A 24,866-nucleotide genomic window follows, 5' to 3' on the forward strand; every position below is an offset into this window, starting at 1 on the left:
GGGTGAGCGCGTGTGAACTTCTTGGAGTATCTGGGCTACCGGAAAGAGCAGCTGCTCACGGACGCCTACCAGCACGCGAGCGTCGTCTTCCAGTGCATGGTCGTGGCGACCCTGATCGGGGTGCTGATCGGCGTCGTCTCCTACAGCAGCGAGTGGGCCGGGAACCTCGCGACCACGACCACCGCCACCATCCTGACCGTCCCGGCGCTGGCCCTGATCGGTCTGCTCATCCCGATCGTGGGTCTCGGCGTGCCGCCCACGGTGATCGCCCTGACGCTGTACGGGCTGCTGCCGGTCGTCCGCAACGCCATCGTCGGCCTGCGCGGGGTCGACCCGTCCCTGGTGGACGCGGCCACGGGCATCGGGATGTCCCGGTCGGCCCGGCTGCTGCGGATCGAGCTGCCGCTGGCCTGGCCGCCGATCCTGACCGGGATCCGGGTCTCCACCCAGATGCTGATGGGCATCGCGGCCATCGCGGCGTACGCCTCGGGACCCGGCCTCGGCAACGTCATCTTCCGCGGCCTCGCCTCGCTGGGCAGCGCGAACGCGCTCAACCAGGTCCTCGCGGGCACGCTCGGCATCATCGTCCTGGCGCTGCTGTTCGACGCCGCGTACGTCCTGATCGGGCGGCTGACCATTCCCAGGGGGATCCGTGCCTGAGTCCGGCGACCACGGGGCCGCCATCGAGCTCGAGAACCTGACCAAGCTGTTCCCCGGCAGCGCGCAGCCGGCCGTGGACAACGTGAGCATGGAGATCAAGGCGGGCGAGGTCGTCATCCTCGTCGGCCCCTCGGGCTGCGGTAAGTCGACCACGCTCAAGATGATCAACAGGCTGATCGAGCCGACCGGCGGCCGGATCCGCATCGGCGGTGAGGACGTCACCGACATGGACCCGGTCAAGCTGCGCCGCAAGGTCGGCTACGCCATCCAGTCGGCCGGTCTCTTCCCGCACATGACGGTCGCGCAGAACATCGCCCTCGTGCCGAAGATGATCGGCTGGCCGAAGAACCGGATCAAGGAGCGGACCGAGGAACTCCTCGACCTGGTGGGCCTCGACCCGGGCGAGTTCCACGGCCGCTACCCGCGCCAGCTCTCGGGCGGTCAGCAGCAGCGCGTGGGCGTGGCACGGGCCCTCGCCGCCGATCCCCCGGTGCTGCTGATGGACGAGCCGTTCGGGGCGGTGGACCCGATCACCCGCGACCATCTCCAGGACGAGCTGATCCGGCTGCAGCACGAGCTGCACAAGACGATCGTCTTCGTCACCCACGACTTCGACGAGGCGATCAAGATCGGCGACCGGATCGCCGTGCTGCGCGAGCGGTCCCACATCGCGCAGTTCGACACCCCGGAGGCCATCCTCACCAACCCGGCGGACGACTTCGTCTCCGGGTTCGTGGGCGCCGGGGCGGCGCTGAAGCGGCTGAACCTGACCCGCGTACGGGACGTCGAGGTCACCGACTATCCGACCGTCACGATCGACGACCCGTTGCAGCAGATCTTCAACCGGCTGCGGGCCGGCGGCACCAACGAGGTCCTGCTGCTCGACCGGCGCGGCCGCCCCTACAAGTGGCTGCGGCGCGGCGACCTGATGCGGGCCCGGGGCTCTCTGGCCCGGGCCGGGACACTGGTGCACGACACGGTCACCCGGGACGCGACCCTGCGGGACGCCCTGGAGGCGGTGCTCACCGACAACGCGGGTCGGGTGGCGGTGACCGGGCGGCGCGGCGAGTACACGGGCGTCGTCGACATGGAGACCCTCATCAACTCCGTGCACGAACTGCTGGAGGCCGACCGGCTCGACGCGCTGGAGCACCAGCACGAGCTGGAGTCGCTGCGGGCCTCGCAGACGCACGCGGAGCAGGAGGGCGGCGGGAGCGTCACGGGCGTGGGCCTCGGCGTGGAGCGGAAGGCGTGACCGCGCCCGAGGTGACGAACGTTCCCTCCGGTCCGGCGGCCGAGGAGAAGGCCGGGGTCCCCCGCACGCCGCCGGCTCCCCCGCGCATCAGCTGGCAGAAGCTGACCGTCCTGCCCGCCGCCCTGGTGGCCCTGCTGCTCGCCACCTACCTCTGGTTCCAGCAGGCCGACCTGGACGCGCTCTCCCGGAACGCCCTGTCGGGCGGCCAAGTCTCGAAGGCCCTGTGGCAGCACATCCAGCTGACCGTGATCTCCACGTTCTTCGTGCTGATCATCGCGATCCCGCTGGGGATCCTGCTGACCCGCCGGGCGTTCAGCAGGGCCACGCCGGTGGCGATGGCGTTCGCCAACATGGGCCAGGCGACCCCGGCGATCGGCCTGCTGGCGCTTCTCGTCATCTGGCTGGGCATCGGCCGCAGGGCCGCCCTGATCGGCATGATCATCTACGCCATCCTGCCCGTGCTGTCGAACACGATCACCGGTCTGAAGGCGAACGACCCGACCCTGCTGGAGGCGGCCCGCGGCATCGGCATGTCCCCGCTGGGCGTGCTGCGCCGGGTCGAACTGCCGCTGGCGGTCCCGCTGATCCTCGCGGGGGTCCGTACGGCCCTGGTCCTGAACGTCGGTACGGCGACCCTGGCGGTCTTCGGCGGGGGCGGCGGCCTCGGTGTACTGATCACGACCGGCATCACCAACCAGCGGATGCCGGTGCTGGTGCTGGGCTCGATCCTCACGGTCGCGCTGGCGCTGCTGGTGGACTGGCTGGCGTCGATCGCGGAGCTGTTGCTGCGGCCGCGGGGGTTGCAGTCATGAGGGCCCGGGTGGGGGCGGTGCTGCTGATGGCGGTGTCCGGTTGTGGGCTGACCAGCGGCTCCCCCATGACCGACGACGTGCGGCCGGGCTCGATCGGCCGGGGTGAGCCACTGAGGGGCGCGCAGCTGACGGTGACGTCGAAGTCGTTCACCGAGCAGCTGATCCTCGGCTCGATCATGGGCATCGCGTTCGAGGCGGCCGGCGCGGACGTCATCGACCGCACCGGCATCCAGGGCTCCATCGGCAGCCGCGAGGCGGTCCGCAAGGGCGAGGCGGACGCCGGGTACGAGTACACGGGCACGGCCTGGATCACGTACCTCGGGCACAGCAAGCCGATCACCGATCCGCAGCAGCAGTGGGAGGCGGTGGAGAAGGAGGACGCGAAAAACGGGCTGGTCTGGCTGCCGCCGTCGAAGCTCGACAACACGTACGCGCTGGCGATGAACCAGGAGAACGCGAAGAAGTACGGCACGAAGTCGATGTCGGACGTCGCGAAGCTGTCGAAGTCCGACCCCGACGCCGTGAAGCTCTGCGTGGAGGTGGAGTTCGCGAACCGGGCGGACGGGCTGCCGGGCATGCAGAAGGCGTACGGGATGAACGTGCCGGCGCGGAACGTCACGCAGATGGACACGGGGATCATCTACACGCAGACGTCGAAGGGGAGTTGCCCGTACGGGGAGGTGTACACCACGGACGGGCGCATCAAGTCCATGAACCTCGCGGTGATGGACGACGACAGGAAGTTCTTCCCCAACTACAACGCGGCGCCGATGATCAACGCGAAGTCGCTGAAGGAGTGGCCGGCGATCGCGGAGGTCCTGAACCCGGTGACGGCGCGGCTGAACAACACGGTGGCGCAGGACCTGAACGCGAAGGTGGATGTGGAGGGGGAGGATCCGCATCAGGTGGCGCTGGACTGGATGGTGGGGGAGGGGTTCGTCAGGGAAGGGTGACCGGTGGGAGTTGCAAAGAAACCCTTGCATAGACTTCTTTGCAAGGATAGCTTTGCATCGTGAGCGAGACCGAGAAGGTACCCGTAAGGCAACTCGACGCCCGTTCCCTGCGCGGACTGGCACACCCCCTGCGCATGCAACTGCTGGACGCCCTGCGCTTCGGCGGCCCGGCCACGGCCTCGCAGCTGGCCGAGAGGCTGGGCGAGTCCAGCGGAGCCACCAGCTACCACCTGCGCCAGCTCGCGGAGTACGGCTTCGTCGAGGACGACCCCGAGCGGGGCAAGGGGCGTGAGCGCTGGTGGCGGGCGGTCCACCGGGGGCTGCGCTTCGACAGCGATCTGCTCAATGACTCGGACCCAGTGGTACGGGGGGCGGCGGACCTGTACCTCCACGAGGTCGCGACCACCCAGACCCGGGATCTGTCGACCTGGGTGGGCAACCGTGACTCATGGCCTGACGAGTGGCGCGACGTCGGGGACATGAGCAGCTTCACGCTGCGTCTGCCGCCCGAGCTGACACGGGAACTCGTCGAGAAGATGCACACCCTGGTCGAGTCCTACCGCGACCACGAGGCCGCCGAAGACACCCCCGGCGCCGAGCAGGTCCGCTTCCACACCCACGCCTTCCCGATCAGAACGGACTGAGATGCACCCCGACATCCATCTCGCCCTGCACCACGCCCGCGCCGCCGAGCTCCGCGCCGAGGCCGGGGCCCCGAGGCCCGTCAGAGCCAGGCAGGGTCACCGCCTCCGCACCCGCCTCGGCTGGACCCTCGTGGAGGTCGGACTGCGGCTCGCCACCCGAACCCCGGGCCCTGCCACGGCCCACTAGCAGCTGGGCACGGACCCCTTGCCCGTCTCCAGGGCCACCAGGGAACTCACCGTGCTCTTCAGCGTGGTCACGGGAATCAGCCGAAGACCCTTCGGCAGCTCCGCACGCGCGTCCCCGCACTCCGCCTTCGGGACCAGGAACACCGTCGCGCCGTCACGCTTCGCCGCCTGCGTCTTGAGGGCGACACCCCCCACCGCACCGATCGTGCCGTCCTCGGCGATCGTCCCCGTACCGGCGATGACACGGCCCCCCGTGAGGTCCCCGCCGCTGCCGTCGCCGTCGAGCTTGTCGATGATCCCCAGGGAGAACAGCAGCCCCGCGCTGGGCCCGCCCACGTCGGCCAGCTTCAGGCTCACCTTGACGTCCTCGGCGTCCAGACCGAGGTAGCCCAGCGCGGCCTGCGTCGCCGCGTCCTGGGACTCCCTCATCTGCTCCTCGTTGTGCCGCTCGATCTCCTTGACGCTGTCCCCGTTCGGATAGACGGCGTCGCGCGGCATGACCGCCTGGTCGGTGCGGAACCAGCCGTCGATGACGTCGGGGAGCGAGACGCGGGTGTCCGGGGAGGTCGCCTCGATGGTCGTCATGCGCAGCTGCCCGCGGGTGTCCCGGGCCGGTGCGCCCGAGATGGTGATCACCTCGGCGCCCTTGTTCTCACCGAGCACGTTCGCCGTCATCCCCGGCTGCGCCACCGAGAACGGCAGTGGCGCGAACGCCGCCGTGGCGAACAGGGCGGCTACGGGCAGGGCACAGACGGCGATGGCCCGGGGGCGCGTGAGACGAGAGAACACGGGATCAATCTAACTCGGGGGTGGGATCCGGCCCGGATCAGGGCGTCCGGACCCTGGCCAAGGGCGCGCGGGAGACATGGCAGAGGTCAGCGCAGCGCCTCCGCGACCTCCCGCGCCGCTTCGACGACCCGCGTCCCCACCCGCTCCGGCACCACGTCCGCCAGCATCACCACACCCACACTGCCCTCGACGCCCGTCACGCCCAGCAGCGGTGCCGCCGCCCCGCAGGCGCCCGCCTCCAGCTCCCCGTGCGTGAGGGTGTAGCCCGGGTCCGCCATCGGGTGCTGCCGGGCCGCGAGGATCGCCTTGCCTGCGGCGCCCCGGTCCAGGGCATGCCGGAACCCGGCGCGATAGGCGACGTGATAGTCGGTCCAGGTCGGCTCCACCACGGCCACGGCGAGCGCGTCCGCCCCGTCGACCAGGGTCAGATGCGCCGTGGCGCCGATGTCCTCGGCCAGCGACCGCAGCGCCGGCATCGCGGCCTCCCGGACCAGCGGATGGACCTGCCGCCCCAGACCGAGCACACCGAGCCCGACGCGGGCACGTCCGCCCAGGTCACGGCGTATGAGTGCGTGCTGTTCCAGTGTGGCGAGCAACCGGTACACCACGGTCCGGTTCACGCCCAGCCGGACGGAGAGCTCGGTCACGGTCAGCCCGTGGTCCGTGTCGGCGAGCAGCTTGAGGACCCGCAGTCCTCTGTCGAGCGTCTGGGAGGTCTCCGCGGTCACGACGCCCACTCCTTAGTGGTGAGGTCGGCGGCCCTCTGGCGGCTGGTGCGTCACCGAGTCCCGTCGGCAACGCGCTTCAGAGGCCGCCGATCGGCCGGCGGCCCGGCCTGTCCGGACCGCGTCGCTTCACGGCTGCGCTCCGCGGCGGCGCTGCCACGGGGCGTGTGCGTAGCGGGACAGTAGCGAAGCCGGTTCGCTGAGCGGAAGGCTCCGTCCAGAATCCGGGCACGTTCCAGGGGCACCTGACTCCGTTTGCCCGAGTACGTACAACACGGGACCCGCCCCGGGGGGCGCCCGGCGTCACTTCATCCGGGTCGCCCACTCCTGCACCTTGGCGATCCGCTGCCGCAGCTGCCCCGCCGTCGCCTCCGCCGCCGGAGGCCCCCCGCACACGCGCCGCAGCTCGGTGTGGATCACGCCGTGCGGCTTGCCGCTCTGGTGGACGTACGCGCTGACCAGCCCGTTGAGCTGCCGCCGCAGCTCCATCATCTCCTTGTGGGAGACCACCGGCCGCCGCTCGGCGGGCACTTCGAGCAGGTCGGCCTCCTCGTCCGGCTTCTTGCGGCTGTGCGCGATCTGCCGGGCCTGCCGCTTCTGGAGCAGCAACTGGACCTGGTCGGGCTCGAGCAGCCCCGGGATCCCGAGGTAGTCCTGCTCCTCCTCGCTGCCCGGGTGGGCCTGCATGCCGAACTCGGCGCCGTTGTACATGACCCGGTCGAAGACGGCCTCGGACTCCAGCGCCTCGAAGGAGAACTGCTCCTGCTCGCCGGTGTCCTCGTCCTGCTCCCGGTTCGCCTCGTCCATCTCCTTCTCGGACTCGGCGTAGGGGTCCTCTTCGCCCTGCTTCTTGGGCTTGTCGAGGACGTGGTCGCGCTCGCGCTCCATCTCGTTGGCGAAGGAGAGCAGGTCGGGCACGGTCGGCAGGAACACGGAGGCCGTCTCGCCGCGGCGCCGGGAACGCACGAAACGGCCCACGGCCTGGGCGAAGAAGAGCGGCGTCGAGATGGTCGTGGCGTACACGCCGACCGCGAGGCGCGGCACGTCCACACCCTCGGACACCATGCGCACCGCGACCATCCACCGGTCGTTGCTGGCGCTGAAGTCGTCGATGTTCTTCGAGGCCCCGGTGTCGTCGGAGAGCACGACCGTGGCCTTGCTGCCGGTGATCTCGCGGATCAGCTTGGCGTAGGCGCGCGCGGAGTCCTGGTCCGCGGCGATGACGAGAGCGCCCGCGTCCGGGATGGCCTTGCGCACCTCGGTCAGACGCTGGTCGGCGGCGCGCAGCACAGAGGGCATCCACTCACCGCGCGGATCGAGGGCGGTACGCCAGGCCTGGCTGATGGCGTCCTTGGTCATCGGCTCGCCCAGCCGTGCCGCGATCTCGTCACCGGCCTTGGTGCGCCAGCGCATGTTGCCGCTGTAGGAGAGGAAGATGACCGGCCGCACGACGTTGTCGGCGAGGGCGTTGCCGTAGCCGTAGGTGTAGTCGGCGGCGGACCGCCGGATCCCGTCGTTGCCCTCCTCGTACGTCACGAAGGGGATGGGGTTGGTGTCGGACCGGAAGGGCGTACCGGTCAGGGCGAGCCGGCGGGTGGCGGGCTCGAAGGCCTCCAGACAGGCCTCGCCCCACGACTTGCTGTCACCGGCGTGGTGGATCTCGTCGAGGATGACGAGGGTCTTGCGCTGCTCGACCCGGTTGCGGTGCAGCATGGGCCGCACACCGACACCGGCGTACGTCACGGCGATCCCGTGGTAGTCCTTGCCGAGCGGCCCCGCGCTGTACTCGGGGTCCAGCTTGATGCCGATCCGCGCGGCCGCCTCCGCCCACTGCTTCTTGAGGTGCTCGGTGGGCGCGACGACGGTGACCTGCTGGACGACATGGTGGTGCAGCATCCAGGAGGCCAGCGTCAGCGCGAAGGTCGTCTTGCCGGCGCCGGGGGTGGCGACCGCCAGGAAGTCCCGCGGCTGCTCCTGGATGTACTTCTCCATCGCGCCCTGCTGCCAGGCGCGCAGCTTGCTGGCGGTACCCCAGGGGGCGCGGCCGGGGAACGCCGGGGACAGGTGGTGCGAGGCAGAGCTGGTGCCGGCGGTGGTAGTCACGGTCTCCGTAAGGGGGTCGGGCGGCTCGTCCGAGCGGGCCAAACAGCTCGGCTACGTATGACAACCGGGCCACCCTACCGGCGGCCCGAACCTGTCAACGCGCGGACCGGGCCGGGTCACCCACGGGTGGGACCGACGTCACAGCTCCCTCAGCCGCCCCGCGATCACGGAGATGTCGCTCTCGTCCCCGGAGGCCACATCGATGACCAGGTCGTACGCGATGTCCTGGTCGCAGCCGGTGAGGTCGACGCCGTTCACGCCCAGGAAGGTCGCGGCGGCCAGCCAGGCCGTGCGCTTGTTCCCGTCGACGAGGGGGTGGTTCGTGGCGATGGCGTGCAGCAGCGCGGCCGCCTGCTCGTACAGGTCCTCGTAGGCCGCCGTACCGAACATCCGGGCGCGCGGGCGGTGCACGGCGGAGACGAACAGTCCGGCCTCCCGGACCTCGGGGGCGGGCCCGTCGCCTCGCCCGCCGAAGGCGATGCGGGCGATCGCCGTGACCTCCGCGACGGTGAGATGCCTGGTCTGCCTGGCATGCCCGGGCTGCCTGTTATGCCTGGCCTGCCCGGCCTGACTGCTCTGGCTGCTCCGCCCGCTCATTCGCCGAGCCTCCGCAGCAGGTCGGCGTGGGCGCCGGCGAGCGACTCGGCCGTGCCCCGCACCGGCGCCGACTCCCGCGCCAGCCGGTGCAGTACGGCGTCCAGCGCGATGTCCTCGGGGAGACGGCCGGTGGCGTCCGCGAGGTCGTCGAGCTCCTGCCGGACGTGCGGCGGGAGGGGGATGGTGAAGTCGGTCATGCCGGTGACGATAGGGAGTCCGCCCGGGAACCGGCGAACGCTTTACGCCCCGCCCCGGCCCCAACAGCCCACACGCGAAGGGTTCCTCACCGCTCCCGCAGCCGCGTCGTCACCCAGGCCCCCACCAGCGCCACCCCCGCCATCGGCAGGAACACGGCGGCGAAGGCGGCCGGATGAGAACCGGAGGAGGCAGCGTGCGCGGATGTGTGGCTGAGTGTGCCGCCGCCGAGGGCGGCGAACGCGGCGCCCCCGGCGGAGAGCAGGACGACGTTGGAGAGGCCGTCGGAGATCTGCAGGGCGGCGGAGTTGGAGCCGGCTTCCGACGGGGCGGAGAGCTGGAGCAGGAGCACGCTGGTGGAGGAGATGACGAGCCCCATGCCCAGGCAGCCGAAGGCCCAGGCGACGGCCAGGGTCCAGACGGGCACGGAGTCGATGAGCACACTCGGTGCCGTGGCGATGGCGGCGGCCACCAGCAGCATCCCGACGGTCGTCAACCGCTCCCGGTACGCCTCGAACCGCGACCGCGACTGCACCCAGGAGCCCAGCGCCCACGTCCCGCCGCCCGCGGCGAGCGAGAACCCGGCCAGCGTCGGACTGAGCCCGCGCTGGGTCACCAGCATCAGCGGTACGAACGACTCCGCGGCGATGAAGGACCCCGCGGCGACACCGCGCAGCAGCACGACGGAGGGCAGTCCGCGGGCGGCCCGGTACGTGCCCTTCGGCAGCAACCCGAGCACGGCAGGCACCAGCAGGGCCACGCCCACGGCACCGGGCAGGAGCGAGAGGAGCCGCAGGTCCTGGGCGGCGTACTGGAGCAGCCCCGCGCCGAAGGAAATGGCGAGGGCGAGACGGATACGCCGTCGGTCGAAGGACTTCGGTCCCTCCTCCCCGACGGGACCGGCCGCCCGGCGCCGTATCTGCGGCAGCGCGAGCGCCAGCGGGAAGACGACGAGCACCGGAATCCCGACGAACACCCAGCGCCAGCCCAGCTGTTCCGTCACCGTGCCGGCGGCGAGCGGGCCGACGATCGACGGTACGACCCAGCTCGCCGCGAACGCCGCCATGATCGCCGGCCGCAGCCGTTCCGGATAGGCCCGCCCGACGACGACGTACAGCGCGACGATCACCAGCCCGCCGCCGAGCCCCTGCACGGCCCGCCCCAGGATGAACAGCCACATCACCCCGGCCGTCCCCGACAGCAGCAGCCCGGCCCCGAAGGAGGAGATGCCGACGGCCAGCGGCCCGAGAGGCCCACGCCGATCGGACCACTGCCCGGCGAGCACCATCCCGAACAGACTGGTCGTGAAGTACCCGGAGAACGCGAACGCGTAGAGCGACACCCCGTCCAGCTCCCGCGCCGCGACCGGCATCGCCGTCCCCACGGCCGTCGCCTCGAAGGCGATGAGCAGCACGACGGAGACGATCCCGACGCTCAACGCCCGGTAGGCCCGCCCCAGCACGGACTCCTCCACCTCGGCGACCGAGGGGTCATCGATGGCGGCGGTGGCGTCTACGACCTCTGGGTCACTCGGCTTGGGGACGGTCATGCCCGCCAGCGTAAGGTCCACAGGCCCCGTTGACCCCTGTCGCGAGACGGTGAACCGCCCCGACCTTGGTCGTACGACCCTGGCCCGACACCCGCTCTGTGAACGCCGTATGGCAGTCCCATTGCGCCACACCCGACGCCCTTGAGCACCACTCCCCCACCGACCTACGGTCAGAACACCGAGTTGGAACACGGCCGTGTGCCGAACAGTTCCCCCTCGCCCCGGCCGTGTGCCCGAGTGGTTCAGGGGCTCGCCTGCAAAGCGAGTTACGTGGGTTCAAATCCCGCCACGGCCTCCACAGCGTCACCCGGCGTCCGGAAGCGGCTCCCGACCGGCCTCCTCGTCGGCCTTTCGCCATGCCCGGCGGGCGTTCTCCGTGCGTACGGCGTCCAGCCACCGCCAGAGGCCGATCTCCTCGAGTCTCAGGCCGGGGCAGGCGATCCGGTGCGGTACCCGGCACACGGCACCGGGCGTGGGCTCGTCCGCGCGGCTGTTCCAGGCCGTTCCGTTGGAATCCACGTACCAGCGGTGCCAGGCGGGCACCATGTGTGCCGGCACCGGCATGTCCGGTTCGAGGAGGACGTGCCAGCCGTAGTAGGTGACACGCCGATCACCGACGAGCCCGCAGTTGGGGCAGACGGGCGGGGCGGGTGGTTCGGGCCCGGTGGCGCCTTCCATCGCGGCCTGGGCCCGGTCGGTCTTCTCCCACGGCTGTGGCACACCTGGTGGCACCTGCCGGTGTCCGTCGGGGCCATGTAACGGGATGATGCTCGGCTCAGCTGTATCCCCCATGGGACCGAGCATCAGGGGGTGTTCGGGACCGGGGTAGGGCGCAATCAGGGCGCAACGGGAGCAGTCGGGTGGGCAAGGAGCAGGTCACCGCTCCGCTCCCCCGTCCCGTGGTTGACCCTGACGCACGGGCAACCCCCCACCCTGATCCGCATGACTCCGACAGGCGACAGCACCACGCGGCACCTCACCGTTCAGCACGACGATGTCACCATCGCGGTGTCCCGCGGCGGCCGGGGAAGACCCCTGGTTCTGTGCCCGGGGCTGAACTGCACGCAGGCCGACCTGCATGAGCTGATCGATCTGCTGCGGCGTGACCATGAGGTCGTGACCTTCGATCTCCGGGGGCACGGTCTGTCCTCCGCCGCCGGGCGGTACTCCTTCGACGCGTTCCTGGGTGATCTCCGTGCCGTGCTGAGCGAACTCGAACTGCCGTCGGCACCCGTGCTCGTGGGGTACTCCCTGGGCGCGGATCTGGCGGTGCACTACGCGGCCGAGTGCCCTGGCACCATCGCCGGGCTTGTGCTCATCGACGGTGCGAATCCGCTGCCCGAGCCGTTCCTCACCGACCTCGACCTCGCGGAGTTCCGTGCCCTGGCAGAGGCTGAGGCGGCGCGTCAGGTGTCGCTCACCGCCAGGGACATCCTCGACCTGGGCCTTGAGATGGATGCGGTCCGGTCCGGGATTCTCGACCGGTATCAGAGGATCGACCTGCCCGTGCAGGTCATCATGTCCACCGCGATCGCCGGCAACAGGACCGAAGGGCGTGCGCCTCGGCACAACCAACTCTGGCGTGACGGTGTCGAGCGGCTCATACGCGAGCGGCCGCACATCTCCGCACACTGGCTCGATACCGACCACGGACTGGTCTTCACGCATGCCTCTGACATCGCCGAGATCATCCGGAGAAGACTGGGCCCATGCTGACCATCGGTGAGCTCGCCTCGTACGCCGGCGTGACCGTGCGCGCCGTGCGGCACTATCACGCCAAGGGACTGCTGCCGGAGCCCGAGCGGGATCGATCCGGCTATCGGCGGTACGACGCCGGGGCCGTGGTGGAGCTGATCAGGATCCGGACTCTCGCCGAGGCCGGGGTTCCGCTGGCGCGTGTACGGGAGTTGCTCCAGGCCGGCGAGGAGGAGTTCGCCTCGGCTGTCGCGGACATCGACAGGCGGCTGGAGGCGGAGATCCGGGAGCGGCAGCGACATCGCGAGCGGATCGGCCGCCTCGTCTCGGGAGACAGGCTGGTGCTGCCCACTGAAGTGGTCGGGTTCCTGGAGCGGCTGCGGGCGCTCGGCGTCGACGAGCGGATCGTCCAGGCCGAGCGCGACGGCTGGGTCCCGTTGGTCGCGCGCGCTCCGGAGCGGGTGCCGGAGTGGATCGCGCGCAAGCGGGAGCAGATCGCCGATCCGGAGTTCGTCGACTTCTACTTGGCCTTGAGTGCGGCTCTCGGGTGGGGCGACGACGATCCGCAGCTGGTCGAACTGGCCGACCGGGTGGCCGTCTACGTCACGAAGCTGGCCGAGGAGCGGGGCGAGGAGTACGTCGGCGACCCGGGCGGCGGCATTGAGCCGGAGCTTGCCGAGTTGATGGACGCGTTCGTATTCGACACCGTGCCGTCCGCCCGTCGGCTCATCGAGCTGCTGAAGCAGCGGGGCTGGGTCGGCTGGACCACCCTCCAGCCCGTGACCCCACCCCCTACAGCACCCCACCCGCCTCATCCCGGAACACATCCGTCCAGTAATGCCGCCCCGACCTCCCGGCCATGACCCCCGTGGGGTCGACCGCCGAGAGGACCTGGAGCATCGTCATGGCCAGTTGGCCGTAGGTGTCGGTCGTCAGCTCGTGGTCCGACTGGGAGTCGATGGCGCGTTCGCGGTGGAGGAGCCAGAGGGTGAAGGCGAGGGTCGAGACGTCCGTGTTCAGCGGGTAGAGAGTTGCCTCCGGCTCGTTCCAGTTCAGGACCGCGCCCGTCTCGCCGTCGACGACCAGGCTGTTGTCGTCGACCAGGCAGCCGAGGCGTATCAAGCGGTGGGCGCGGGAAGGGAGTTGCGTCGGGGCGTCCGCGTCGGCGTAGTACTCGGCCAGTGTCGCCAGGGGGACATCCGTGTCCAGGGAGAAGACATGGGCGTCCTCGGGCAGGCCGGCCTCGCGGAGGAAGCGGCGGGTCGGCTCGTGGGTGAGTGTCGCGGGGAAGTCGACGTCCTCGAAGCGGACGACCTTGCCGGGGCCGAACTCCTGGTCCAGCAGGCGGTGCGGGAGGTCCAGGGAGAGGCCGGACGTGCCGCCGCGGCCCGCGACCAGGGACAGGGGGCGGATGAGGGCCGCCATCTTCCAGAAGGGGGCCGGTTCGCCGTCCGTGCCGTCCCGGAAGACCGCCAGGAGGTGCTGGGACGCCTGCGCCACCGCCTTCGGGCCGTAGCGGCCCGCGTAGGAGGCGAACTGGCCGCGCAGGCCCGCCAGTTCGTCCGTGGCCTCGGCGAAGCGGACCAGGGTGCGCAGCGAGGGGGCCAGGGGGCGGCGGTCCATCAGGTCGGGGCGGTCGTGCAGGAAGGGTGTCGTCGAGATCTCGCCCGTCGCGCCGTCCAGCAGGACCGACTCCGTCTCCAGGCCTCCGGGGCCCAGCAGTCCGCCTATCACCAGCTGCTCGCGCAGCTCGGCGGAGAGGCGGTCGTCCGGATCGCCCGTCGAGTCCGCCACCGTGCGCAGGCCCTCCCGGCGCAGCTCCGCGAAGCTCAGGACGCCGTTCCCGGAGGGCAGTCCGGGGCCGGTCAGCCAGTGCCGCGTCGACGCGTGCGTCACCCACGGGTCCAGCTCGGACTCGGTCAGGGTGATCACCGCGGAACCGGCGTCGGTCGTACTCATGGGCTCCCCCGCATGTGCTTGCTCAGCGTCCCCTGGCGGAGCACGGCAGACCGCCCGGCCAGGCCCGGCAGCCGTCCCCCCACTGCCCAGAACACTACGCCCCACCACTGACAACGCCCCGGAACAGCGACGCGCGCCGAGCAATGACGACGCGCTCACCTCACATGACGCTCAGACGACCCTCGCGCGTTCCCTCTCCACGTGAATGGCCTCCAGGCACGGAGTGGCCCTCAGGACCGTTCCGTGACCACCGCGGCCTGCGGGCGGATCGGCAGCCGGTTCACGGGGCGGCCCGTGGCGGCCCGTACGGCGGACGCGACGGCCGCCGGGGACGTCACCACCGGCACCGCGCTGACCGCCTTCGCGCCGAAGGGGGCGACCACGTCCCGTTCCTCGACCAGCCGGACGATGCGGATGTCCGGCGCGTCGAGGGCGGTCGGGAGGGCGTAACCGGTCAGGTCCGGGTGGCGGATCAGGCCGCGCGGGGTGCGCAGGTTCTCGGTCAGCGCGATGCCCACGCCCTGGGTCACACCCGCCTCGATGCGGGCGGCGAGCTGGGCCGGGTTCAGGATCCGCCCCACGTCCTGGGCGACGGCCAGTTCCACGACCCGTACGGAACCGATCTCGATGTCGACGTCCACCACCGCGCGGATCGCGCAGAAGGCCATGCCCACGAAGGCGTCGCCCTGCCCGGCCTCGTTCAGCGGCTCGGTCGGGTGCGGGCGGCACTGGGCGGTGGCCCACAGTTCCTTGCCGTCCAGCGCCTCGGTGACGGTCGTCGACAGGACTCCGTCGTACGACGTGATCTTGCCGTCGTTGATCTGGAGCAGCTCCGTGGACATGCCGAACTTGTGGGCGAGCGGCTGGAGGAGCTGCGTACGGACCATCTTGGCCGCGCGCTCCACCGCACCGCCCGACACCCAGGTGTGCCGGCCGTGGCAGGCCGCGCCCGCCGTGGGCTGGTCGGTGTCGACCGGCGCCACGTGCACCTCGTCGACGCCGAGCGTCTCCTGGACGATCTGCCGGGCCAGGGTCGTGAAGCCCTGGCCGGTCTCGACGGCGGCGCACAGGACCGTCGCCACCCCGTCCTGGACCTTGACGGTGGCCGTGGAGACCTCGTCCGCGCCCTCCGCGCCGAGCATGTGCACCATGCCCACGCCGTAGCCCACGCCCCGGCGCACCGCGCCCGGTTCGCCCGCGCCCTCGGGGCCGCCGGGCAGCAGCCACTCGTCCTCGGGCGTGTCCTTGGGCAGCGGCGGCAGCGGGAAGTCCCGTACGGCCTGGAGCAGTTCGGCGACCGGGGCCGGGCAGGTCACCGTCTGGCCGGTCGGGAGCACGTCGCCCGTCGCCATGGCGTTGCGCAGCCGCACCTCGGCCGGGTCGATGCCGAGCTTCTTGGCGATCTTGTCCATCTGCGCCTCGTAGGCGGCGCAGACCTGCATGGCCCCTTCGCCGCGAACGTGGCCCGACGGGGGGTTGTTGGTGCGTACGGCCCAGCCCTCGATGAAGGCGTTCGGGACGACGTACGGGCCGCAGGCGAAGCCGACCGCGGCGGCGAGGGCCTCGGCGGAGCTGTCGGCGTAGGCGCCCGCGTCGAGCAGGATCTGGGCCTCGACCTTCACGAGCGTGCCCTCGGCGTCCGCGTGGTGGCGGTAGCGCAGGAGGGTGGGGTGCCGGTGGGCGTGGCCGAGGAACGACTCCTCGCGCGTGGCCGTGAGCTTCACCGGGCAGCCGGTCCGCAGCGCCAGCAGGCCCAGCGGGAGCTGGAAGCCCTGGTCCTCGCGGTCGGCCGTGGCGCCGGGGACGCCGGTGACGACGACCTTGACGCGCTCGGGCTCCAGACCGAAGGCGGCGGCGGCCGCGTCGCGGTCGGAGTGCGGGTCGGTGGAGGCGAGGTACAGCTCCACGCCGCCGTCCGGGCGCGGTACGGCCAGGCCCGCCTCGGCGCCGATGGGCGCGGGGTCCTGACGGCCGATGCGGTACAGGCCCTCGACGACGATCTCGCCGGTCGCATCCGGGTCGCCGTGGTGCAGCGGGATGTGCCGGATCAGGTTGCCGTCGGGGTGCAGGGGCTCGGCCTCGAAGGCATGCTCCGGGTCGGTCACCGGGTCGAGCACCTCGTACTCGACGATGACGGCGGCGGCCGCCATGCGCGCGGTGTCCGGATGGTCGGCGGCGACGGCGGCGATGGGCTCACCGTGATGGCGTACGACCTCGGAGGCAAAGACCGGGCGGTCGGACTTGCCGCGGCCGCGGAACGGGCTGCCGGGCATGTCCTCGTGGGTGACGACGGCGCGTACGCCGGGCATCTCGCGCGCGTGGGAGATGTCGATCGACACGATGCGCGCGTGCGGGTGCGGTGAGCGCAGCACGGCCGCCCACAGCAGTCCCTCGGCCCACAGGTCGGCGGCGTAGGGGAAGGTGCCCTCCGTCTTGGCGCGGGCGTCCGCGGCCGGGAGGGACACGCCGAGGCCGTGCGGCGGCGCTTCGGGGGCGGGGGCGGCCTCCGCGGCCTGCGCGGTGGCTGCTTCGTTGCTCACGCGGGGCCTCCGTCCTGGCCGTAGGGCTGGTCGTGCGGGTCCGGGGAACGCCCGTCCTGGGCGTGCGCGTCCGGGGGCGATCCGAAGGCCGACGGGTGGACGCCGCCGGCGCCCGGGCCCGCCTGGCGCGGGATACGGGCCTCGTCGGTGTCGCCCGCGGCGGGCGCGGCGTGTGTCTCGCGTTCGGCGACGACGTCCTTCACGGCGTCGACCACGCCCCGGTAGCCGGAGCAGCGGCACAGGTTGCCGCAGAGCGCCTGGCGGGTCTCCAGCTCGGTGGGCGCCGGGTTGCCCTCCAGGAGGTCGTGCACCGTCATCGCCATGCCCGGTACGCAGAAGCCGCACTGCACGGCACCGCAGCGCGCGAGCGCCCGCTGGACGTCCGAGGGCTGTCCGTCCTCGGCCAGGCCCTCCACGGTGCGGACCTCGCTGCCGGCGGCGGTCACGGCGGGGACCAGGCAGGACGCGACGAGGCGCCCGTCGACCTGGACGTTGCACGCGCCGCACTCGCCCTGCGAGCAGCCGTCCTTGGCGCCGGCCAGCCCGAGCCGCTCGCGCAGCACGTACAGCAGGGACTCGCCGATCCACGCGTCGGTGACGGGGCGGTCGGTGCCGTTGACGCGCAGGACGTAGGAGGCGAGGGGGTGTTCCTCCTGCGGGAGGGCGGGTGCGTCCTGGGGTGCGGAGGCCGCGTCGTCCGCGGCGCCGGAGGCGTCCTGCGGCGCCGGGTCGTCCGGGGACTCTCCGTCGGCGGCCTCCGGTCCGGCGTCCGTGTCCGCGTCCGGCGTTGCGGGGAGGGGCACGGCGACCGGCTCGGCGGGGCCGTCCGCGCCCTCTGCGGCGTCCGGGGCGTCCTCGGCGGGCCCTTCGGCCTCACCGGCCCCAGGAGCGGCCTGTGAGGCCTCCTGGACGGCCTCCTGGGACGCTACGGGTTCGGCGCGTTCGGTGTGTGCCTCGTACGGCTGGGCGGGCGCGGAGGGCGCGGGGTGTTCGTCCGGGTGTCCGGCGGGGCCGGACGGTTCCGGTGCGCGGCCGGGTACGCCGGACGGCTCCGCCGGGTGCTCGGGGCGGTGCTCGGGGCGGTGCTCGACCCCGTGATCGCCCCCGTGATCGACTCGATGGTCGTCGAAGCCGGACGGCTCCGGCCCGTGGTCGTCGAAGCCCGACGGCTCCGGCGCGTGGCCGAGTCCTCCGGGCTCCGGCGCATGGCCGAGCCCCCCGCGCTGAGGTGCGTGGCCCAGCCCCCCGGGCTGAGGTGCGTGGCCGCTGCCCGGCGTCCGGTGCGTCGGGTCCGTCTCCTGCGGCAGGGGGCCGGCGGGCGGCTGCTCCGGGGCGTGCGCGCCCTGGTCCGGTGCGTACGCGGAGGGCGGTCCGGCGAGACTCTGCGGCCCGTGGCCCTGCTCGTGTTCCTGCGGGTGGCCCGGCCGGGCCTGTTCCTGCCCGGGGGCGTCCTGCGGGGCCTGCTGCCCCCACGGCTCGCCCGCCGCCTGTGTCGCCCACGGTGCGGGCGCGCCGCCCGGCAGCGTGGCCGGCGGGTTGCCGCCGCTCCACTGCTCGACCAGCGAGGACGTGGTGAACTCGCCCGACTCGTCCGGAAGGTCGCCCCCGGCGACGGGGATGGACCACTGCCCGGTCACGTCATGGCCGGGTGCGGGCTCCGCCGCCGCGGCCTCCTCGAAGTTCCACTGCCCGGTGGCTCCCGGGTTGTACGTGAACCGGTCGTCCCCGCCGTGCTGCCCCGCCCCGGAGTCGGAGCCGTACGGCGTACCGGAGTCGTAGGGCACCTCGGAGCCGTAGGGCGCGTCGGGGCCGTACGGCGTGTCGGCTCCGTACGGCTGCTCGGCGACCTCGTGTCCCTGCTGCTGGTGTGCCGCGTGCGGGTCGTGCCACTGGGCGCCGTCGACGGGCGCCCCGGGCACCGGCCACGCGGCCGTGGCGGCCGGGTCGGTGCCGGCGGTCGTGGCGGGGTCGACCGTTATCTGCGGCGGTACGTAGCCGTGGCCGGGCGCGGCGAGGGGGCTGTCGGCGGCCAGCAGGGCGTCGATACCCCCCTCGGGGAGCTCGACGAAGGCGGTGGCGCCGTCGTCGTACTCGCCCTGGGGCAGCGGGTCCCAGCGGCTGCCGCCGCGGGGTGTGCCCTGTCCGTGCTGGTCGTCGGTCACGACAGCGCCCTCCCCAGTGCTCGTCGGGCCAGCGCGGCGACGGTGCGCCGCAGGTGCAGTACGGCGGGCGGAAGCTGCGGTACGGAGCCGTCCTCGGCCGGGGCCGCGTCGGGGATGCAGGCCGTGGCGACGTACTCCCCGAAGGCGTTCAGCGCCTCCGGCACGATCGCGCGGTTGTTGTCCCAGTCGATGAGCCGGCCCACCCACTCCTCGGCCTCCAGGGGCCGCAGCGCCATCGGCGCTATGGCGCCCACCGCGCAGCGCACACCCCGGCGCGCGGGGTCCAGGACCAGGGCCACGGACGCCACCGCCCGCCCGGGGCCGGTACGGCCGGTCGCCTTCAGGAAGACCTGCGGGGCGTGCAGCAGCGGCACGCGCACGTAGCCGATGAGTTCACCGGCGCGCAGCATGTCCATCCCGGCCAGCAGGTGCGACACCGGGATCTCCCGGCGGACTCCGCCCGGGCCCGCGATGATCAGTGTCGCCTCCAGGGCCGCCAGGACCGGCAGCGCGTCACCGGTGGGGGCGGCGGAGGCGATGTTGCCGCCCAGGGTCCCCGCGTTGCGGATGTGCGGCGGGCCCGCGGCGCGCGCGGCGGCGGCGAGCGCCGGGATGAGGGCCGCGAAGTCGGGGCGTCCCATGCGCGCGTGGGTGAGGCCCGCGCCGAGCAGGGCGTGGCCGTCCTGGTACTGCCAGCCGCGGATCTCGCTGATCCGGCCGAGTCCCACCAGCGCGGCGGGCCTGAGCTGCCCGGAGTTGACGGAGGCCATCAGGTCGGTGCCGCCCGCGACGGGCACGGCGGCGGGCACGGCGGTGAGTGCCGCGACGGCCTCGTCCAGCGTCGTGGGCAGCGTGACGGCCTGCGCCGCCTGCGGTGCGTGCGTGGTCAAACCGGCTGCCCCTTCCCGCTGCCCCACCTGGTCCCACCTGTGCTGCCGTACGGTACGTGCTGACAGGGCGGACGTGGCAACTCTGGCACATCTTGGCGAGAGCCGAAGACACGGGTCCGCTAGGAGGCATTCGCCCACCTCATCGGGGGGATGGTCCGTTTTCGCACGGGTTCACCAGTGCGTGCCGATTGGCACTTTCGGTGACCCTTGTGCGCATTTTCCGTGGCCTGTTCGAGCTGTTCGGTACCCGCAGGCAGGTACTACCGGTTGGGCGGCGGGCCGTCGACCGGACGCCCCAGCACCCCGGGGCGCCGCTGCCAGGGCAGCGGCCCGGAGGGTGGCCGGTAGGCGACGCCCAGGGCGTCGAGCCGCCGGTAGTGGGCGGTCATCCGGTGCTCGAAGCCGGCGAAGTCCCGTTCCGCCGGGGCGGGCAGGGCGCTCCAGGCGACCTCGGCGAAGGCCGCGAGCCGGGGGAACGCCTGGTAGTCCACGCGCGCGTGGTCCTCCATCACCTCGGTCCACAGGTTGGCCTGGGTGCCCAGTACGTGCCTGGCCTCCTCGGGCGTCAGCTCCGGCGGCACGGGCTCGAACCGGTAGACGTCCTCCAGGGTGCGCACCCACCCGATCGGTACCGGCTCGTCGGGGCCGGGGTCCTGACGGTGGTCCAGATACACCTGCTGCTCGGGGCACATGACGACGTCGTGGCCGGCCCGGGCGGCGGCGATGCCTCCGGCGTAGCCGCGCCAGGAGGAGACGGCCGCGCCCTTCGCCAGCCCGCCCTCCAGGATCTCGTCCCAGCCGATCAGCCGGCGCCCGCGCGCGGAGAGCCACGCGTCGAAGTGCCCGATGAACCAGGACTGGAGCTCGTCCTCGTCCGCGAGCCCGAGTTCCCTGATGCGTGCCTGGGCGGTCGCCGAGCCCCGCCACTGGTCCTTGGGGCATTCGTCGCCGCCGATGTGGACGAACTCCGACGGGAACAGCTCGAGGACTTCCTCGAAGACGCCCTCGTAGAAGCGCAGGGTGTTGTCAGTGGGGGCGAGTACGTTCGGGTTGATTCCCCAGGTGTCCCAGACGGAGAGGCTGTCGGTGGCGATGACGTCGGTGTTGCCGAGTTCCGGGTACGCGGCGATGGCGGCCTGCGAGTGGCCGGGTACGTCGATTTCGGGGACGACGGTGATATGCCGCTCGGCGGCGTAGGCGACGATCTCCCGGATGTCGTCCCGGGTGTAGTAGCCGCCGTGTGGCTTCTCCTCCCACAGCGGCGAGGCGCGGTGGCCGGTTTTCGTACGGGCCCGCCAGGAGCCGATCTCCGTCAGCCGCGGATGCCGCTCGATCTCGATGCGCCAGCCCTGGTCGTCCGTCAGATGGAAGTGGAAGACGTTGAGTTTGTGCGCCGCCATCAGATCGAGGTAACGCAGGACGCCTTCCTTGGGCATGAAGTGCCGGGCGACGTCGAGCATCAGGCCGCGCCAGCGGAATCGGGGCGCGTCCTCGATCGTGAGGTACGGCACGGCCCAGACGCGGTCACGGCCGAGCGGGGCCCTGCGGTACGCGTCGGGGCCCAGGAGCTGCCGCAGTGTCTGGGCGCCCCAGAAGACACCGGCCGCGCTGCCGCCCTCGATGAGGACGCCGAAGCCGTCGCTGACGAGGCGGTACTCCTCGGGGCCGAGCCCGGGGTCGAGTCGCAGCCCGATACCGCCCTCGGCGTCGTCGAGCTCCCGCGCCTCGCGCAGCGGCAGGCCGGTGGCCTGCCGGAGGGCGGCGCTCAGCCAGTGGCCGACGCCCTCCGTCGCGGTGTCGGCGTAGAGCCGGGAGTGGTGCGTCAGCCGCACCTCGCCGGAGCCGGTGACGACGCCGCGGGGTGCCGGGATCAGTTCGGTCACGTCAGTCCTTCACCGCTCCGCCCAGTCCGGAGACCAGGCGCCGCTGTACGAGTACGAAGAAGACCAGGACCGGGATCGTCATCACCGTGGAGGCAGCCATGACGCCGCCCCAGTCCGGGTCGTCGGGCTTGTAGAAGACCAGCAGCGCCATCGGCAGCGTGGACTGCGAGGTGTCGCTGATGATGAACGACTTGGCGAACAGGAAGTCGTTCCAGGCGGAGATGAAGGAGAAAACGCTTGTGGCCACGAGACCCGGCAGGACGAGGGGGAAAAGGATCTGCCAGAGGAATCGCGCCCGGCTCGCCCCGTCGATGTACGCGGCCTCCTCCAGCGCCTCCGGAACGCCTTTCACGAACCCCCGCAGCATCCAGATCGCGAAGGGCAGCGAGAAGGCGATGTGAGGCAGGATCAGCGAGCCGAGCGTGTTCAGCTGACCGAAGTCCCGCATGAGGAAGAAGAGGGGGATCGTGAGGGCTTCCACGGGCACCATCTGGGCCACCAGAAACATGATCAGCAGGGTGGTCCTCAGGCGGAAGCGGAATCGTGTCACGGCGGTCGCGGCGAGAAACGCGATCAGCGCGGAGGCGATCACGACACAGCTCGCGACGACGAGACTGTTGAGGAAGTAGCGGCCGAATTCCTGCTGCCCGAAGACGCGTCGGAAGGAATCCAGGGAGGGCGCGAGCGTCCACGGCCGGGGCTCGCTCGACTCGATCTCCCCGGCCGGCTTGAAGGCGCTGAGCACCATCCAGTAGAGGGGGAAGGCGACGACGACCGCGATCAGCAGGGCCGAGGCCTCGGCGGCCAGCCGCCCCGGGCGGCGGACACGGGAGCGTAGAAGATTCACAGTTCCTCCCCCTGCCGGCGCAGCAGCCGCAGGTACAGCAGGGTGACGGCGAGCAGGATCAGCAGCATCACGACGCCGATCGCCGAGCCGAGGCTGTACTGCGAGGACGCGAACGCCTGCTGGTAGGCGTAGACGTTGAGGACCAGGTTCTGGCCCGCGATGCCGCCGCCGTTCGTCATGACGTAGATCTGGGTGAAGACCTTGAAGTCCCAGATGACCGACTGGATGGTGACGACGACCAGGATCGGCCGGAGCATCGGGGCGAGCACAGAGCGCCAGATACGCCACTGCGAGGCGCCGTCCAGGGCGGCGGCCTCCAGGACCTCGGAGGGTACGGCGCGGATACCGGCGTACACGGTCACCATCACGAACGGGAAGGAGCACCACACCACTTCGAGCAGGACGAGGAAGAAGGCGCTGGTCCGCCCGTACGTCCATGAGTGGTCGCCGAGGCCCAGCATCCGGTTGACCGGGCCGAAGTCCGGGTCGAAGAGGAACAGCCAGACCGTGGAGCCGGTGACGGCCGGGGTCGCCCAGGCACCCAGCGCGGCCAGCATCAGCGCGAGCCGCGGTACGGCCCGCACACGGGTGAGGAGCACGGCGAGGGCGCAGCCGACCGCGAGCGTGGAGACGACGCAGGCCGCCGCGAACAGCACGGTGGCGAGCAGCACCTGCCAGAACTGCGGGTCCCCGAACAGCTCGGCGTAGTTCCCGAACCCCTGGAACGTGGCCGGTTCGCCGCCGCTGACCTGGGCCTGGGTGTACTCGAAGAACGAGATCAGGCCGAGTTGGTAGATGGGGTAGACGAGCAGCCCGCCGAGCACGACGAGTGCGGGCGCGAGATACAGCCAGGGCGTCCAGCCGCCCGAGCGGAGCGCGGACCTGCCCGCCCCGCCCCGGCGCGCCCCCGGCCGCCCGGCCCGAGGGACTCGGGCGTCGGAGGATTTGCGCGGGCCCGGAAGGCCTTCCCTCGCCGAGGCCGACGCACCTGCGGGGGCCACCGGGCCGCGCCGGGCCCCGGCCGGGTGAGCCCCGACGGAGCCGCTCCCCACCGGGCCGGTGTCAGCCGAGTCGCCCCGCGCCAAGCCGGCTCCCGCCGGTTCCCTACGGTCGTTCATCCGGCTCACCCGGCGGAGCCGAACGCGGTGTTCATCTTCTTCGCGGCGTCCTCGGAGGCGGCGGGTACGTCCTTCTTGCCCGCGATGACCTCCTGGAACATCGTCGGCAGGACGAGCGAGGAGTCGATCTGGGCCCAGGCGGGTGAGGCGGGGACGAACTTGGTGCCGGACGAGAGGGTCTGCACGAAGGGCTTCACGAAGGGCTCCTTCGTCGCGACCTGCTGCCGTACGTCCGTGAAGGTCGGCAGGAAGCCCATCGCGCCGAAGAGCTCGGTCTGCGTCTTCTTCGAGGCGAGCTGTTCCATCAGCTCGACGGCGAGCGTGCGGTGCGAGGTGCTCTTCAGGACGCCGATGTTGTTGCCACCGGCGAAGGCGGGAGCGATCGAGCCGGACGTCACACCCGGCAGCGGGACGACGGCGTACTTGCCCTTGACCTTCCCGGCCTCGACGGCGGTGTGGCTGAAGTCGCCGCCGATCGCCATCCCGGCCTTCCCGGCGGCGAAGGCGGAGATCGTGTCGTTGCCGCCCATGCCCGCGCACTTGGCGGCAGGACAGTTGTCGTCACCGAAGAGGGACGTGTACGCCTTGATGCCCTTCTGGGCCTCGGGACTGTCGATGCCGGAGGCGTACGAACCGCCCTTGCCGTTGGCGAGTTCACCGCCGTTGGCCCAGACGAACGGCATCGCGCCGTAAGTGTAGGCGCCGCCGACGACGAGCCCGTAGAGGCCGGGCTTCGCGGCGCGGATCGCCCGGGCGGTGGAGGCCAGCTCGTCCATCGTCTTCGGGGGCTTCAGACCCAGTTCCTCGAAGACGTCCGTGCGGTAGTACAGGGCGCGGACGCCGACATAGAAGGGGGCGCCGTACATCTTGCCGTCGACCGTCACCGACTGCTTCGCGGTCGGGTCGGTGTCCTTCGCCTCGCTCCAGTCGCCGAAGTCCTTCGTGACGTCGAGGAGTCCGCCGTCCTTCACATAGCCGGCCGTGTCGGTGTTGCCGTACTCCATGACGTCAGGAGCGGAGGCGGGGTCGTTGAAGGCGGCCTTGACGCGCTGGGCGCGGGTCTCGATCGGGATGTACTCGACGTTGACCTTCGTGCCCTTGTGGGCCTTCTCGAAGGCGGCGACGACCGAGTCGACGACCTTCTCCTTGGGGGTGTTGCCGACCTCCTGGAAGAGCCAGACACGCAGCGCGCCGGTCTTCTCGTCCTTGTCGGAGGAGGAGTTACTGGAGGTCTGGGGTGCGCAGGCCGTGGCCAGCAGGGCGGCGAGCGCCGTGAGCCCGGCAAAACGGACGGACAGCTTCAT

At 71.6% G+C, this 24,866-nt stretch carries 23 protein-coding genes and 1 tRNA gene; 9 read left to right on the forward strand and 15 right to left on the reverse strand.

Features of this window, described 5'->3' with window-relative positions; all coding sequences use genetic code 11:
• The first annotated feature begins 12 nt into the window (after positions 1–12).
• The 6 genes from ACIBK5_RS33390 to ACIBK5_RS33415 are packed head-to-tail and all read left to right on the forward strand — an operon-like array spanning position 13 to position 4,511.
• The gene (locus ACIBK5_RS33390; protein ID WP_399025484.1) at positions 13–660 is read left to right on the forward strand and encodes an ABC transporter permease; all 648 of its coding nucleotides are present in this window, start codon (positions 13–15) and stop codon (positions 658–660) included.
• Positions 653–1,915, forward strand: a complete 1,263-nt coding sequence (locus ACIBK5_RS33395) for a betaine/proline/choline family ABC transporter ATP-binding protein (RefSeq protein WP_399025486.1) — start codon at positions 653–655, stop codon at positions 1,913–1,915. The genes ACIBK5_RS33390 and ACIBK5_RS33395 overlap by 8 nt, the downstream gene beginning before the upstream one ends.
• Positions 1,912–2,727, forward strand: coding sequence for an ABC transporter permease (locus ACIBK5_RS33400; RefSeq protein ID WP_399025489.1), 816 nt, complete (start codon positions 1,912–1,914; stop codon positions 2,725–2,727). Before ACIBK5_RS33395 ends, ACIBK5_RS33400 begins: the two co-directional genes overlap by 4 nt.
• On the forward strand, positions 2,724–3,680 hold the full coding sequence (locus ACIBK5_RS33405) for a glycine betaine ABC transporter substrate-binding protein (protein ID WP_399025490.1): 957 nt from the start codon (positions 2,724–2,726) through the stop codon (positions 3,678–3,680). Before ACIBK5_RS33400 ends, ACIBK5_RS33405 begins: the two co-directional genes overlap by 4 nt.
• A gap of 56 nt (positions 3,681–3,736) precedes the next feature.
• Positions 3,737–4,324, forward strand: coding sequence for a helix-turn-helix domain-containing protein (locus tag ACIBK5_RS33410; protein WP_399025641.1), 588 nt, complete (start codon positions 3,737–3,739; stop codon positions 4,322–4,324).
• 1 nt (position 4,325) lies between these two features.
• Entirely contained in the window at positions 4,326–4,511 is a 186-nt protein-coding gene (locus tag ACIBK5_RS33415; RefSeq protein ID WP_399025491.1) for a hypothetical protein, read from the forward strand.
• Here ACIBK5_RS33415 and ACIBK5_RS33420 read toward each other — a convergent pair.
• From ACIBK5_RS33420 to ACIBK5_RS33445, 6 genes are all read right to left on the reverse strand, one after another.
• Complete coding sequence (locus ACIBK5_RS33420) at positions 4,508–5,299, reverse strand: S16 family serine protease (RefSeq protein ID WP_399025493.1); 792 nt, start codon at positions 5,297–5,299, stop codon at positions 4,508–4,510. The two genes, ACIBK5_RS33415 and ACIBK5_RS33420, sit on opposite strands and share 4 nt — an antisense overlap.
• Positions 5,300–5,385: 86 nt before the next feature.
• Positions 5,386–6,027 (reverse strand): IclR family transcriptional regulator, encoded by a 642-nt coding sequence (locus ACIBK5_RS33425; RefSeq protein WP_399025494.1) that lies wholly within the window; start codon positions 6,025–6,027, stop codon positions 5,386–5,388.
• 300 nt (positions 6,028–6,327) lie between these two features.
• The gene (locus ACIBK5_RS33430; protein ID WP_399025496.1) at positions 6,328–8,127 is read right to left on the reverse strand and encodes a DEAD/DEAH box helicase; all 1,800 of its coding nucleotides are present in this window, start codon (positions 8,125–8,127) and stop codon (positions 6,328–6,330) included.
• Between the two features lie 138 nt (positions 8,128–8,265).
• On the reverse strand, positions 8,266–8,724 hold the full coding sequence (locus ACIBK5_RS33435) for a type II toxin-antitoxin system death-on-curing family toxin (RefSeq protein ID WP_399025498.1): 459 nt from the start codon (positions 8,722–8,724) through the stop codon (positions 8,266–8,268).
• The gene (locus tag ACIBK5_RS33440) at positions 8,721–8,921 is read right to left on the reverse strand and encodes a hypothetical protein (protein WP_399025500.1); all 201 of its coding nucleotides are present in this window, start codon (positions 8,919–8,921) and stop codon (positions 8,721–8,723) included. Before ACIBK5_RS33440 ends, ACIBK5_RS33435 begins: the two co-directional genes overlap by 4 nt.
• 86 nt (positions 8,922–9,007) lie before the next feature.
• Positions 9,008–10,468 carry an MFS transporter gene (locus ACIBK5_RS33445; protein ID WP_399025502.1) on the reverse strand — a complete coding sequence of 487 codons (1,461 nt, stop codon included), beginning with the start codon at positions 10,466–10,468 and terminating at the stop codon, positions 9,008–9,010.
• Positions 10,469–10,691: 223 nt separating this feature from the next.
• On the opposite strand from ACIBK5_RS33445, the gene ACIBK5_RS33450 reads away from it, so the two are divergent.
• Positions 10,692–10,766: transfer RNA gene (locus tag ACIBK5_RS33450), tRNA-Cys, on the forward strand.
• 5 nt (positions 10,767–10,771) lie between these two features.
• Here the strand turns inward: ACIBK5_RS33450 and ACIBK5_RS33455 are convergent.
• Positions 10,772–11,188 carry a DUF6083 domain-containing protein gene (locus ACIBK5_RS33455; protein WP_399025503.1) on the reverse strand — a complete coding sequence of 139 codons (417 nt, stop codon included), beginning with the start codon at positions 11,186–11,188 and terminating at the stop codon, positions 10,772–10,774.
• 222 nt (positions 11,189–11,410) lie between these two features.
• On the opposite strand from ACIBK5_RS33455, the gene ACIBK5_RS33460 reads away from it, so the two are divergent.
• Positions 11,411–12,184 (forward strand): alpha/beta fold hydrolase, encoded by a 774-nt coding sequence (locus ACIBK5_RS33460; protein ID WP_399025505.1) that lies wholly within the window; start codon positions 11,411–11,413, stop codon positions 12,182–12,184.
• Complete coding sequence (locus ACIBK5_RS33465; RefSeq protein ID WP_399025507.1) at positions 12,178–13,026, forward strand: MerR family transcriptional regulator; 849 nt, start codon at positions 12,178–12,180, stop codon at positions 13,024–13,026. Before ACIBK5_RS33460 ends, ACIBK5_RS33465 begins: the two co-directional genes overlap by 7 nt.
• Here ACIBK5_RS33465 and ACIBK5_RS33470 read toward each other — a convergent pair.
• The 8 genes from ACIBK5_RS33470 to ACIBK5_RS33505 all read right to left on the reverse strand — a co-directional run bounded on the left by ACIBK5_RS33470 (position 12,956) and on the right by ACIBK5_RS33505 (position 24,866).
• Positions 12,956–14,122, reverse strand: coding sequence for an SUKH-4 family immunity protein (locus ACIBK5_RS33470; protein WP_399025509.1), 1,167 nt, complete (start codon positions 14,120–14,122; stop codon positions 12,956–12,958). The two genes, ACIBK5_RS33465 and ACIBK5_RS33470, sit on opposite strands and share 71 nt — an antisense overlap.
• 230 nt (positions 14,123–14,352) lie before the next feature.
• Positions 14,353–16,662: a xanthine dehydrogenase family protein molybdopterin-binding subunit gene (locus ACIBK5_RS33475; RefSeq protein ID WP_399025511.1), complete on the reverse strand. Its 2,310-nt coding sequence runs from the start codon at positions 16,660–16,662 to the stop codon at positions 14,353–14,355.
• Positions 16,659–18,824: a 2Fe-2S iron-sulfur cluster-binding protein gene (locus tag ACIBK5_RS33480; protein ID WP_399025513.1), complete on the reverse strand. Its 2,166-nt coding sequence runs from the start codon at positions 18,822–18,824 to the stop codon at positions 16,659–16,661. The genes ACIBK5_RS33475 and ACIBK5_RS33480 overlap by 4 nt, the downstream gene beginning before the upstream one ends.
• Complete coding sequence (locus tag ACIBK5_RS33485) at positions 18,821–19,714, reverse strand: FAD binding domain-containing protein (protein ID WP_399025515.1); 894 nt, start codon at positions 19,712–19,714, stop codon at positions 18,821–18,823. Before ACIBK5_RS33485 ends, ACIBK5_RS33480 begins: the two co-directional genes overlap by 4 nt.
• A gap of 260 nt (positions 19,715–19,974) precedes the next feature.
• On the reverse strand, positions 19,975–21,597 hold the full coding sequence (locus tag ACIBK5_RS33490) for a beta-N-acetylhexosaminidase (protein ID WP_399025517.1): 1,623 nt from the start codon (positions 21,595–21,597) through the stop codon (positions 19,975–19,977).
• A 1-nt stretch (position 21,598) separates the two neighbouring features.
• Positions 21,599–22,444: a carbohydrate ABC transporter permease gene (locus tag ACIBK5_RS33495; RefSeq protein WP_399025518.1), complete on the reverse strand. Its 846-nt coding sequence runs from the start codon at positions 22,442–22,444 to the stop codon at positions 21,599–21,601.
• The gene (locus tag ACIBK5_RS33500) at positions 22,441–23,562 is read right to left on the reverse strand and encodes an ABC transporter permease subunit (RefSeq protein WP_399025520.1); all 1,122 of its coding nucleotides are present in this window, start codon (positions 23,560–23,562) and stop codon (positions 22,441–22,443) included. Before ACIBK5_RS33500 ends, ACIBK5_RS33495 begins: the two co-directional genes overlap by 4 nt.
• A 5-nt stretch (positions 23,563–23,567) precedes the next feature.
• Positions 23,568–24,866 carry an extracellular solute-binding protein gene (locus ACIBK5_RS33505; RefSeq protein WP_399025521.1) on the reverse strand — a complete coding sequence of 433 codons (1,299 nt, stop codon included), beginning with the start codon at positions 24,864–24,866 and terminating at the stop codon, positions 23,568–23,570.

Source organism: Streptomyces sp. NPDC050546, from assembly GCF_044457425.1.
Taxonomy (GTDB): domain Bacteria; phylum Actinomycetota; class Actinomycetes; order Streptomycetales; family Streptomycetaceae; genus Streptomyces.

Bases quoted from the DNA above. Each gene is read 5' to 3' on its own strand.
- ACIBK5_RS33445 (WP_399025502.1), bottom strand. From the start codon at position 10,468: ATGACCGTCCCCAAGCCGAGTGACCCAGAGGTCGTAGACGCCACCGCC.
- ACIBK5_RS33435 (WP_399025498.1), bottom strand. From the start codon at position 8,724: ATGAGCGGGCGGAGCAGCCAGAGCAGTCAGGCCGGGCAGGCCAGGCAT.
- ACIBK5_RS33465 (WP_399025507.1), top strand. From the start codon at position 12,178: ATGCTGACCATCGGTGAGCTCGCCTCGTACGCCGGCGTGACCGTGCGC.
- ACIBK5_RS33440 (WP_399025500.1), bottom strand. From the start codon at position 8,921: ATGACCGACTTCACCATCCCCCTCCCGCCGCACGTCCGGCAGGAGCTC.
- ACIBK5_RS33415 (WP_399025491.1), top strand. From the start codon at position 4,326: ATGCACCCCGACATCCATCTCGCCCTGCACCACGCCCGCGCCGCCGAG.
- ACIBK5_RS33460 (WP_399025505.1), top strand. From the start codon at position 11,411: ATGACTCCGACAGGCGACAGCACCACGCGGCACCTCACCGTTCAGCAC.
- ACIBK5_RS33470 (WP_399025509.1), bottom strand. From the start codon at position 14,122: ATGAGTACGACCGACGCCGGTTCCGCGGTGATCACCCTGACCGAGTCC.
- ACIBK5_RS33500 (WP_399025520.1), bottom strand. From the start codon at position 23,562: ATGAACGACCGTAGGGAACCGGCGGGAGCCGGCTTGGCGCGGGGCGAC.
- ACIBK5_RS33405 (WP_399025490.1), top strand. From the start codon at position 2,724: ATGAGGGCCCGGGTGGGGGCGGTGCTGCTGATGGCGGTGTCCGGTTGT.
- ACIBK5_RS33505 (WP_399025521.1), bottom strand. From the start codon at position 24,866: ATGAAGCTGTCCGTCCGTTTTGCCGGGCTCACGGCGCTCGCCGCCCTG.